The organism is Streptomyces sp. NPDC052496, from assembly GCF_040679095.1.
Classification (GTDB): domain Bacteria; phylum Actinomycetota; class Actinomycetes; order Streptomycetales; family Streptomycetaceae; genus Streptomyces.
In genome coordinates this window covers 101228-112244 of sequence record NZ_JBFAUH010000028.1, presented here as the reverse complement: position 1 = coordinate 112244, position 11017 = coordinate 101228, and the positions used below count along the sequence as shown (strand labels likewise).

The 11017-nt window shown below is 74.0% G+C and carries 8 protein-coding genes; 5 read left to right on the top strand and 3 right to left on the bottom strand.

The annotated features are described in order from the left end of the window. Window positions 1–202: 202 nt before the first annotated feature. Window positions 203–577: an STAS domain-containing protein gene (locus tag AB0L45_RS31605; protein WP_365846029.1), complete on the top strand. Its 375-nt coding sequence runs from the start codon at window positions 203–205 to the stop codon at window positions 575–577. A gap of 169 nt (window positions 578–746) precedes the next feature. Here AB0L45_RS31605 and AB0L45_RS31600 read toward each other — a convergent pair whose 3' ends face one another. Both AB0L45_RS31600 and AB0L45_RS31595 read right to left on the bottom strand, forming a co-directional pair. After that, window positions 747–1853 carry a histidine kinase gene (locus AB0L45_RS31600; RefSeq protein ID WP_365846061.1) on the bottom strand — a complete coding sequence of 369 codons (1107 nt, stop codon included), beginning with the start codon at window positions 1851–1853 and terminating at the stop codon, window positions 747–749. 68 nt (window positions 1854–1921) lie between these two features. Further along, window positions 1922–2575, bottom strand: a complete 654-nt coding sequence (locus AB0L45_RS31595) for a response regulator transcription factor (RefSeq protein ID WP_365846027.1) — start codon at window positions 2573–2575, stop codon at window positions 1922–1924. A 616-nt stretch (window positions 2576–3191) separates the two neighbouring features. Between AB0L45_RS31595 and AB0L45_RS31590 the strand changes: the two genes are divergently transcribed. Further along, window positions 3192–4235: a M64 family metallopeptidase gene (locus AB0L45_RS31590; RefSeq protein WP_365846025.1), complete on the top strand. Its 1044-nt coding sequence runs from the start codon at window positions 3192–3194 to the stop codon at window positions 4233–4235. Here the strand turns inward: AB0L45_RS31590 and AB0L45_RS31585 are convergent. Then, window positions 4180–5289 (bottom strand): hypothetical protein, encoded by a 1110-nt coding sequence (locus AB0L45_RS31585; RefSeq protein WP_365846023.1) that lies wholly within the window; start codon window positions 5287–5289, stop codon window positions 4180–4182. The genes AB0L45_RS31590 and AB0L45_RS31585 overlap by 56 nt on opposite strands. 339 nt (window positions 5290–5628) lie before the next feature. On the opposite strand from AB0L45_RS31585, the gene AB0L45_RS31580 reads away from it, so the two are divergent. From AB0L45_RS31580 to AB0L45_RS31570, 3 genes are all read left to right on the top strand, one after another. After that, window positions 5629–7293, top strand: a complete 1665-nt coding sequence (locus AB0L45_RS31580; RefSeq protein ID WP_365846021.1) for a serine/threonine-protein kinase — start codon at window positions 5629–5631, stop codon at window positions 7291–7293. Between the two features lie 166 nt (window positions 7294–7459). Continuing rightward, window positions 7460–9115 carry a succinic semialdehyde dehydrogenase gene (locus tag AB0L45_RS31575; RefSeq protein WP_365846019.1) on the top strand — a complete coding sequence of 552 codons (1656 nt, stop codon included), beginning with the start codon at window positions 7460–7462 and terminating at the stop codon, window positions 9113–9115. Window positions 9116–9168: 53 nt separating this feature from the next. Then, a complete protein-coding gene (locus tag AB0L45_RS31570) occupies window positions 9169–11010 on the top strand; it encodes a GMC family oxidoreductase (RefSeq protein WP_365846059.1) in 1842 nt (613 codons plus the stop codon). The last annotated feature ends 7 nt before the right edge of the window (window positions 11011–11017 follow it).

Below are 11017 nucleotides of genomic sequence, written 5' to 3'. Positions count from 1 at the left end.
GCCGATGTGTTATCCGTGTGTGACCGGTTCCGGGGGAAAGTCACCCGCTCACTGGGCATAGCCTTGGAGAGGAACGGCCCGTTGCGCAAAGAATTCTGAAGAGTTTCAGGGGAGAACGGCCGGGCAGTCGAGGCGGGAAGGGCGCATTCCGGTTGGCACCGGGGGGTGTCCCGTCCGCAAGCGAGCGAAAGGCTTCGAGCGCGTGTCGTTGAAGGTGGCAGAAGGCGAGCAGGGCCGCTGGGCCGTGTTGCAGGTCTCCGGTGAGATGGACCTGGTCACGTCGCCGACGGTGCGCCAGCACGTGCACGACGCGGTCGCGGACGGCCGCCGCAGCGTGGTGCTCGACCTCTCCGAGGTCCGGTTCTGCGACTCCAGCGGCGTCGGCGTACTGATCGCCGCCCGCCGGCTGATGCGGTCCTGCCAGGGGCGGCTGCGGCTGATCCTGCCCGCCCAGGGCGCGGTGGACGGTTCGCACGTCAACCGGGTGCTCGCGGCGCTCGGCGTGCGCCGCCTCTTCGAGGTCTACCCGGACCTGAACACCGCCGTCGACGAAACGGCCGCCCCGCTCTCCGCGTGAACCGGGCGCAGCCCCGCGCATCCGCACGGAAGTTCACGGGGCAACAGGCGAGTGCCTTCGGTAATTGAACGGTCACACAGCGTTTCTGGTGGTTGATCGAGATATCGCGCATTTCGCCGCGGACCATTCCTCCTGGCAGACCACCCGGCCCCCGAACGCGGCAGAATCCTCACCCCGCGTCCCGCGGGAATTCCGCCCGTACGAGAAATCCGCCGTCCGCCGTGTGCCCGGCCTCCAGCAGCCCGCCCAGGCTCTGCGCCCGCTCGCGCAGCCCGACCAGGCCGTGGCCGCCGCCCGGCAGCGCCGGGACCGGTGCGGAAGCGTCCGGCGGCCCGTTGCGCACCTCCACCCGCAGCCCCCGTGGAACCGCCGCCCCGTCCTCTTCCGGGTCGCGCGCCGCCGCCACCGCCTCGACCCGTACCCGCACCCGCGCACCCGGCGCGTGCTTGCGAATGTTGGTCAGCGCTTCCTGGACGGTTCGGTAGGCCGCCCGCTCCACCGCCTTCGCCCCGGCCGCCCCCTCCGGCACCTGGTGCTCGTAATCGACGTCCAGGGCGCTCATCTCGATCAGCCGCGGCAGTTCGGCCAGGTCCGGCTGCGGTGCCGGTTCCCGCGCGTCGGTGCTGCCGCCGCCGGCCGCCCGCAGGATGCCGACCATGTGCCGCAGCTCCTCCAGGGTCCGTACGGACAGTTCGCGGATCGTCCGGGCCGACTCGCGCGCGGCCTCCTCCCCGGTGCTCACCTGTACCGCCCCGGCCTGCAGACTGATCAGGCTGACCTGGTGCGCGACCACGTCGTGCATCTCGCGGGCCAGCCGCGCCCGCTCGGTGGCCAGCACCCGGTCCGCGATCAGCCGGTCCTCGCGGCGCAGGCTGCGGGTCAGGTCGTCGACGCGGGCGGCGAGTTCGCGGCGGGTGCGGACCAGCAGGCCCAGGGCGATGGGCGCGGCCGAGGTCACCGTCGCGTCGATCAGCACCTGGATGTTCTCGCGGTGCGCGCCCGGGTCCAGGTCGGAGAGCGGGTACGGCAGGACGTGCGCGGCGATCAGCAGCCCGGCGCAGCCGCCGAGCCGGGCGCGGCCGGGCCGGAGCGCGGCGAGGGTGTAGAGGGCCACCATCGGCGCGAACCAGATGTAGCCGATGTACAGGCCGGGCAGGGTGATCAGGAAGACGGCGAGCGGCAGCCGGCGCCGCAGCAGCAGCGCGCCGGCGGCGACCAGCGAGACGCCCAACTCGAGGCCCAGGTCCAGACCGTTGACCAGGAAGGCGTCCACCATGGACAGGAGGACCGGCACGACGAGGGGCACGGCCCGGCGTATGCCGCCGGGGACGCCGCCGCGCGCGGTCAACGGGGGCCGCCGGAGACGAGGCCCGCGCGGTCCGCGAGGATCGCCGCCTGGACCCGGTTGAGGCCGCCCAGCTTGCCCAGCAGCGCCCGTACATGGTCCTTGACCGTGCTCGGCGCCAGCCCCATCCGCTCCGCGATCTGCGCGTTGCCCAGGCCCTCGCCCACCAGGGCCAGCACCTCGGACTCCCGTGGCGTCAGCGCCCGTACGGCCCGGGCCGCCGCGGCCTGGTCCTCGGCGGTGAGGAAGCCGCCGATCACGGCCCGGGTGACGCCCGGGTCCAGCACGCTGCCGCCCTCGGCCAGCGTCCGTACGGCCCGTACGAGCTGCTCCGGGTCGGAGTCCTTGAGCAGGAAGCCGTCCGCGCCCTCGCGCAGCGCCGCGGTCAGGTACTCCTGCACGTCGAACGTCGTCAGCATGGCCACGGCGGGCGGCTCGGGGGCGGCGCGCAGCCGGCGCAGCACGGTCAGCCCGTCCACGTCCGGCATCCGGATGTCGAGCAGGACGACGTCCGCCGCGCAGTCCAGCACGGTCTCCACGGCCTCGGCGCCGCCGCAGTCCGCGACCGTCTCGATGTCCGGGGCGCTGCCCAGGATCATCCGCAGCCCGGATCTGACCAGCCGTTCGTCGTCCACCACCGCGACACGGATCACCGGCCGCCCCTCTCTGCATCGCGTCCTCGGACCTGCCCGCCGCGTGGCGTGGGCCCACCCCCGCCGGACGGCGGGGGTCGGTGCACGACCTGCGGAGGATGCCGTGAGGTGGCGCCCACGGGCAGAGTGCCTTTCATGCTGCACCACTGAGGGGGCCACAAGCCGACCACGCGGTGCAGCTCACAGTGACGGCCGCCGCGACCCCCACACGCGGCGGCCGTCGCCGTCACCCCCGGCTGCGGCACTTCCGGCCCGCCGGCGGCCCGCGCCACTCGCCCCCGCGCCCGTCAGCGGCCCGCGCCACTCGCCCCCGCCCCCTCCGACGGTGCGAACTCGCTCACCTCCGGACAACTTCCGCCCCGCCCGTTGCCTCCCGTCACTGCCGCCTCTAGGTTGGCCGCGATCCGTCGCACGCCCGCCTGTTGGGCGTCGCGCGGGCCACCACCCCCCTCGGAGCACGGCCCCCCGGGGCACGGCTCGGCATCGCTTCGGAGGCTTCTTCGTGCACAGACCTCGGCGTACTCCCACCCCTCCCGGCACGTCCATACGGGCGCGCATACGCACCAGGGCGGCCACCCGCGGCCGTACGGCAACACGCCGCCGTACCGGAATCCGGGTGGCCGCCGCCGCGGCCGGCCTCGCGCTCGCCGGCGGGATATCCGTCACCGCCTCGACCGCCTCGGCTTCCCCCGCCGCCGCCCCGGCCGCCGCGCCCCCGCCCGCGGCCGCCCGCACCCAGCAGGTCGAGTACTTCACCGGCCCGCAGGGGCACCCCCGGCACACCACCGTCCCGGTCGCCACGCCCAAGAGCCTGGTGAGTGCCCACCGCGCGCGCTCCGCCGCGGAGCTGGCCGCCGACGGCACCGTGACCTCGGTCGTCCGCAAGGGCCCCACCGCGAAGAAGGTCGACGTCGTCATCATCGGCGACGGTTACACCCTCGCCCAGCAGAAGGACTTCCACGCCGACGCGAAGGCCAAGTGGGCGCAGATCTCCGCCGTCGAGCCGTACGCCTCGAACCGTTCGCTGTTCAACGTGTGGACCGTGGACGCCGTCTCCAACCAGTCCGGCGTCTCCGGCGACCCGTCCAAGGGCGTCGTCAAGGACACCGCGCTGGACACCCGCTTCTGGTGCGACGACATCGAGCGCCTGCTGTGCGTGGACACCGGCAAGGTCGAGTCGTACGCCTCCAAGGCCCCGGACGCCGACCTCGTCATCGTCCTGGGCAACTCCGCCAAGTACGGCGGCGCGGGTTACAACGACATCACCTCACCCGTCGGGTACGACGGCATCGCCACCGCCTCCTCCGACCACCGCGACTCCGCGCAGGTGGCCGTCCACGAGACGGGTCACTCCCTCGGGAAGCTGGCCGACGAGTACGTGTACGACACCAACGGCACGTACAGCGGCCCGGAGCCGGCCGCGCCCAACATCACCAAGATGAGCGTCGCGGAGATGAAGGCCAAGAAGGCCAAGTGGTACCGCTACCTCGGCCAGAACTCGCCGGACGGCGGCAAGGTCGGCGCGTACGAGGGCGGCGGTTACTACCCGAAGGGCCTCAACCGGCCCACCGCCGACTCGATCATGCGCACGCTGGGCCGCGAGTTCAACCTGCCCGGCCGCCAGGCGATGATCGATGGCTTCCACCGCCATACGGGCTGACCCGCTGCCCCTGAAAAGAACCGTACGCACTGAACGAGCGGCCGGTCGCCAGGACCACCACCGAGGTCGTGGCGGCCAGTTCGTACGCCGTCAGCACCAGCGACGCCGCGCTCTCGCCCGTGACGATCGGGCCGCCGAAGAAGCCGGTGACGGTCAGCAGCACCACCGTCCGCACGGTCAGGTACAGCTCGACCGCGGCGAACACCAGGAGCGCCCCGCGCACGTCACGGTTGCTGCGGACGGCGAGCACACCGAGCACCAGCAGGACGGCGACCGATGAGAGCGTGGTGAACTCGCCGGACTGGGACAGCTGGACGGCTCCGCCACTCGCGGCGCCGTCCAGCGCCCGGTGCAGGTAGGCGCCCGGCGAGAGGCGCTCCTCGGCCATGCCCCACACCGTCCAGGCGATCCGCTCCACGCCCATGACCAGGAAGAGCACCCCGCAGATACGGGAGAGCCGGCGCCGCCACCACGAGTCGGCGTCGGCGCACGACCGTTCCGGCCCGCCGGCCCGGGCGCCGCGCTCCCCGTCGGGCACGGCACCGTCGTCCGCCCCTGCCCGCTCCTTGGCCCGCAGCAGCGACACCAGCACGACCAGAGCGGCCAGCAGCCCCAGGGCCCGCGTCGCCAGCACCCAGCCGCCGAGCGGTTCCAGCGCGTACAGCCTCCGGTGTCCGGCGTGGCACAGACCGACGGTCTCGCGCACCGACTGGGCGAGCATCACCCAGCCCAGCAGCAGCGCGCCCGTGCGCGCCACCCGCCGCAGGGCCAGCGCCCCGGCCGCGACCGCCAGCAGCGCGACGACCAGCGCCCATTCGCCGGGCCCGAGCGTCCACATGAAGAAGGAGGCGCGCGGGTTGAAGAGCCCTTCGAAGAAGTCCCAGACGCTGCCGTCGCCCTGGACGATCCCGTACACCGTCCACGCGGTCAGCGCGCACCCGTAGAGCGCGAGGGCGGCCCCCGCCGTGCGGTACGCGCGCTCGTGCCCGGGCGCCGCCCGGCCGGGATCGGGGCCGGGCCGGACATCCACCGCACCGCCGTCCTGCATCACCATGTCCGACCCCCGATCCGCCACGCCGTGCTCACCCACGCCGGCCGCCCGTGTGCTGCCGGCCGGCCGCTTGTCGCTGCCCTGTTCCCACTGCCGTGTGCCGCTGCCGCCTCACTGTGTCAAGGACGGCGCCGGAGGCGGCGGAGGTTCCCCCGCGTGTGTCGTGCGGCACTGCTGTACGCGCGGTCACCTCGTCACCCGCACACCGTCCGGCCGGGCTTCCCACTCCCTGCCCCCGGGCGCGCGCCGCAATCGTGCGCAACCGACCCGTGCGCCTCTCGCGCATCCCGCGTCTCCCCGACATCCGCCGCCGGCGCCGGGCCGTTGGGGCAAGATGACCCCATGGGGAGCTTGCGGGGTGAGGGCCGGCTCATCGCCGGCCGCTACCGCCTGGGCGAACGGCTCGGCCGTGGCGGCATGGGAACGGTCTGGCGCGCCACCGACGAGATGCTGCGCCGTCAGGTCGCGGTCAAGGAACTGCACCTGGACGACGGACCGGCCGGCACGGGCGCCGAGGACCAGCGGGCGCGCGCCATGCGCGAGGCCCGGACGGTCGCGCAGATCAAGCACCCGAACGTGATCGTCCTGCACGACGTCGTCGAACAGGACGGCCGCCCCTGGATCGTCATGGAACTGGTCGACGGTGCCTCCCTCGCCGACCGGCTGACCGGCGGTGGGCCGCTCGCGCCCCGTGAGGTGGCGCGCATCGGGCTGGCCCTGCTCGGCGCGCTGCGGGCGGCCCACGCGCGCGGCGTCCTGCACCGTGACATCAAGCCCGCCAACGTCCTGCTGGAGGAGGGCACCGGCCGGGTCGTCCTCACCGACTTCGGTGTCGCCCAGGTCCCCGGCGGGCCGACGCTGACCGAGGCCGGCGGCTTCGTCGGCTCGCCCGAGTACACCGCGCCCGAACGGATGGCCGGCCGGCACGCCGGGCCGGCGGCGGACCTGTGGTCGGTCGGTGCGCTGCTGTGCGCGGCGCTCAGCGGGCAGTCGCCGTTCCACCGCGACTCGCTGGGCGGCGTACTGAACGCGGTCGCGCACGACGAGATCGAACTGCCGGAACCGGCCCGGCCCCTGCTGGCCGTGGTCCGCGGCCTGCTGGAGCGCGAGCCGGACCGGCGGCTGGACATCGCGGCCACGGAACGGCTGCTGCGCGGCTACCTCCAGTCGGGCCGCGCCCCCGAGACCCCGCCACCGCCCGCGCCCACCGCCCCCGGGCCTCCGGCGCACCCGCACGAGCCGGGCCGTCCGCACGGCGTCCCGATACCGGACGCCCTGGCGGACCGCGCGCTGGCCGCCGCGGCCCGCCCGCACACCGGACGCGCGCGCACCGCGCTCCTCACGGGACTGGCCGTGTGCGTACTGGCGGGGGTGGGCGTGGGCCTCGCGGCGCTGCTCCTCAGGGACGGCGACGGGGGCGGGGGTACGGACGGGAGGGGCGGCGGGCCCCGGGCGACGCAGTCACGGCCGTCGCAGGAACGTTCGGGCAGTCGCGGTACGGAGACCGCCGCACCCGGTTCCGGCCCCGGCAGCAGCACCACCGCCCCGCCGGGCTACCGCATGGCGCGCGACCCGCTCGGCTTCGCCCTCGCCGTCCCCGAAGGCTTCACCCGCTCGTACGAGAAGCCACGCGTCTTCTACTACTCCCCGGGCAAGCGCTTCCGGCTCGGCGTCCACATCCAGCGGAAGACCCCCGCCGGCCCGCTCGACGCGATGCGCCGCGCTGACGCCGAAGGCCCAGGGCGCTACCCCGGCTACCGCGACGGCACGGTCTCGCGCGCCACCCACCACGGCCTGCCCGCCGCCCTGTGGGAGTTCACCTGGGACGGCGGCCCCGGGGACGGCGGCCCCCGGCACACCTTCGACCTCAGCTGGGAGGAGGGCGGCCGGACGTACGACGTGTGGGTCTCGGCGCCGCTCGCCGAACGCGAGCGGGCGAGACGGCACTTCACGCAGGCCCTGCGCACGTTCCACCTGGTGCGGCCCGGCCCTGGCGGCCGATCCTGACCCGCGCCCGCCCCCGGCCCCGCGTCCCGCCCGGCCCCCTCCCGCCCCACAACCCCCCAGCCCAGCGCCCGTGTGGCCAGTGAACGCTGGCGCGATGGTGCCCACCGTATGAAAACTCGTTACCGGTGGGTACCCAAAGCGTCCGGCGCGGCATACGCTCGCCCGCATGACGGACTCGCAGGACACCGGAACCCGCTCCTCCGCCCTCGCCGGCGACCGTGCCGCCGACGCCCCCGCGGACGGCAACCCCGTCGCCCGCGCCGCCGCCGGCACCCGTACCGCCGCCGAGGTGGTCACCCCGCACCTGGTCACCCGCCTCACCCGCGGCGTGACCGGCAGCGGCCGTACCGCCAACCACACGCCGTTCACCGGCGAGAAGCTGGCGGACCTGCCCGAGTCCACCCCCGAGGACGTCGCCACCGCCTTCGACCGGGCCCGCGCCGCCCAGCGCGCCTGGGCCGAGGTGCCCGTACGGCAGCGCGCCGCCGTCCTGCTGCGCTTCCACGACCTGGTGCTCCGCCGCCAGGCCGAGGTGCTGGACCTGATCCAGCTGGAGACCGGCAAGGCCCGGCTGCACGCCCACGAGGAGATCCAGGCCGTCGCCGTCGCCGCCCGCCACTACGGGCGCAAGGCACCGGCGTACCTGCGCCCGCGCGGCCACACCGGCGTCGTACCGACCCTGACCAAGGTCACCGAACTGCGCCACCCCCGCGGCGTCGTCGGGCAGATCGCGCCCTGGAACTACCCCTTCGAACTGTCCGTCGGCGACGCGCTGCCCGCCTTCGCCGCCGGCAACGCCGTGGTCATGAAGCCGGACACGGAGACCGCGCTGACCGCCCTGTGGGCCCGCGAGCAGCTCATCGAGGCCGGACTGCCCCCGGAGGTCTGGCAGGTCGTCCTCGGCGACGGGCCGGTCGTCGGCCCCGAGGTCGTCAAGCACGCCGATTACGTCTCCTTCACCGGCTCCACCCGCACCGGCCGCGAGGTCGCGCAGGGCGCCGCCGCCCGCCTGGTCGGCGTCTCCCTCGAACTCGGCGGCAAGAACGCCATGCTGGTGCTGGACGACGCCGATGTGGAACAGGCCGCGGCGGGCGCCGTACGCGGCTGCTTCTCCTCCGCCGGCCAGCTGTGCATCTCCATAGAGCGGCTGTACGTCCACGAGTCCATAGCCGATGCCTTCGTGGAGCGCTTCGCCGCCCGCACGAAGGCGATGCGGCTGGGCACCGCCCTCGCCTACGGGGCCGACATGGGATCGCTGGTCGGCGAGCGCCAGTTGGAGACCGTCACCCGCCACGTGGACGAGGCCGTCGCCAAGGGCGCCCGGCTCGTCGCCGGCGGCCGCCCCCGCCCCGACATCGGCCCGCTGTTCTACGAACCCACCATCCTCGACGGCGTCGAGCCCCCGATGGCCGTGTGCGAGGAAGAGACCTTCGGGCCGGTCGTCTCGGTCTACCGCTTCCGCGACGAGGACGACGCGGTCGCCCGCGCCAACGCCACCCCGTACGGCCTGAACTCCAGCGTCTGGACCAAGGACGCCCGCCGCGGCCGCGCCGTCGCCGCCCGTCTGCGTACCGGCACCGTCAACATCAACGAGGCGTACGCCGCAGGCTACGGCAGCGTCCAGTCCCCGATGGGCGGCATGGGCGACTCCGGGCTCGGCCGCCGGCACGGCTCCGAGGGCATCCTCAAGTACACCGAGGCGCAGACCGTCGCCCACCAGCGCCTGATGCCACTCGCCCCGTCGTTCGGCATGGACGACGAGAAGTACGCGGCGTTCATGACCCGCAGCCTGCGCGCGATGAAGGCGCTCCGCCTGCGCTGAGCCGCCGCCGTGACACGGGCCCGCGGGCCCGCCCGAGAAGCAAGGGAGTGCCAGTGCCCCAGGACCACCCTGCCCGGAACCAGCGCGGCCCGGCCGAGGAGGACGGGTACGACTACGACGTCCTCGTCATCGGCTCGGGCTTCGGCGGCTCGGTCTCCGCGCTCCGCCTGACCGAGAAGGGCTACCGCGTCGGCGTCCTGGAGGCCGGGCGCCGCTTCACCCGCGCCACCCTGCCCAAGAACTCCTGGGACCTGAAGAACTACCTGTGGGCGCCGGCCCTCGGCTGCTACGGCATCCAGCGCGTGCACCTGCTCGGCAACGTCATGGTCCTGGCGGGCGCCGGGGTCGGCGGCGGCTCGCTCAATTACGCCAACACTCTCTACGTACCGCCGAAACCGTTCTTCGAAGACCGGCAGTGGGGGCACATCACCGACTGGCAGGACGAGCTGAAGCCGTACTACGACCAGGCACAGCGGATGCTCGGCGTGCGCCTGAACCCGACCATGACCCCCTCGGACGTCCACCTCAAGGCCACCGCCGACAAGATGGGCGTCGGCGACTCCTTCCACCTGGCGCCGGTCGGCGTCTTCTTCGGGGACGGCCGGGACGCCGGCGGTACGGCGCAGGCCGCACCCGGCGCCGAGGTGCCCGACCCGTACTTCGGCGGCGCGGGCCCGGCCCGCCGGGCCTGCACCGAATGCGGCGAGTGCATGACCGGCTGCCGGCACGGCGCCAAGAACACCCTCAACGAGAACTACCTCCACCTCGCCGAGCAGGCCGGTGCCGTCATCCACCCGATGACCTCCGTGGTCACCGTCACCGAGGACTCCCGCGGCGGCTTCGCCGTCGGCACCCTGCCCACCGACGACAAGCGCAAGGGCAAGGGCCGCACCTTCACCGCCCGCCGGGTGGTCGTCGCCGCCGGCACGTACGGCACCCAGACCCTCCTGCACCGGATGAAGGACAGCGGCCTGCTGCCCCGCATCTCCTCCCGGCTCGGCGAACTGACCCGCACCAACTCCGAGGCGCTGGTCGGCGCGCAGACCGACGACCGCCGCTACCGCAAGGCGCACGGCGCGCCGAAGGCCGACTTCACCCGCGGCGTCGCGATCACCTCGTCCATCCACCCGAACGACAGCACCCACATCGAGCCGGTCCGTTACGGCAAGGGCTCCAACGCGATGGGCAGCCTGTCCATCCTTCAAGTCCCGATCGCGACCCGCGGGCCCCGCGCCCTCGCCTGGGCCGCCAACTGCGTACGCCACCCGCTCCTGCTGCTGCGCTCACTGTCCAACCGCCGCTGGTCGGAGCGGACCATCATCGGCCTGGTCATGCAGTCCCTGGACAACTCCCTGACCACGTACCGCAAACCGGGCGGCCTGGGCAAAGGCCTGCTCACCGCCCGCCAGGGCCACGGCGCGCCCAACCCCCAGCAGATCCCCGAGGCCACCGAGGCCGCCACCCTGCTCGCCCAGGAGATCAACGGCTTCGCGGGCAGCAACGTCGGCGAGCTGATGGGCACCCCGCTGACCGCGCACTTCCTGGGCGGCTGCCCGATCGGCGAGGACGCGGACCACGGCGTGATCGACCCGTACCACCGCCTGTACGGCCACCCCGGCATCTCGGTGGTCGACGGCTCGGCGGTCTCCGCGAACCTCGGCGTCAACCCGTCGCTGACCATCACCGCACAGGCCGAACGCGCCATGTCCTTCTGGCCCAACAAGGGCGAGGCCGACGTCCGCCCCGCGCCGGGCCGCCCGTACCGGCGGCTGCCGGCGGTGGCGCCGCGCCGCCCGGCCGTGCCCGAGCAGGCGTTCGCCGCCCTGCGGCTGCCGCTGCTGCCGGTGCCGGCCGTCCCGCCGAAGGCGCGGACCGCGGCGCCGACGGAGAGCTGACCTGCGG

Coding starts and splice junctions, on each gene's coding strand:
- AB0L45_RS31575 (WP_365846019.1), top strand. CDS start 7,460: ATGACGGACTCGCAGGACACCGGAACCCGCTCCTCCGCCCTCGCCGGC.
- AB0L45_RS31580 (WP_365846021.1), top strand. CDS start 5,629: ATGGGGAGCTTGCGGGGTGAGGGCCGGCTCATCGCCGGCCGCTACCGC.
- AB0L45_RS31585 (WP_365846023.1), bottom strand. CDS start 5,289: ATGGTGATGCAGGACGGCGGTGCGGTGGATGTCCGGCCCGGCCCCGAT.
- AB0L45_RS31600 (WP_365846061.1), bottom strand. CDS start 1,853: ATGGTGGACGCCTTCCTGGTCAACGGTCTGGACCTGGGCCTCGAGTTG.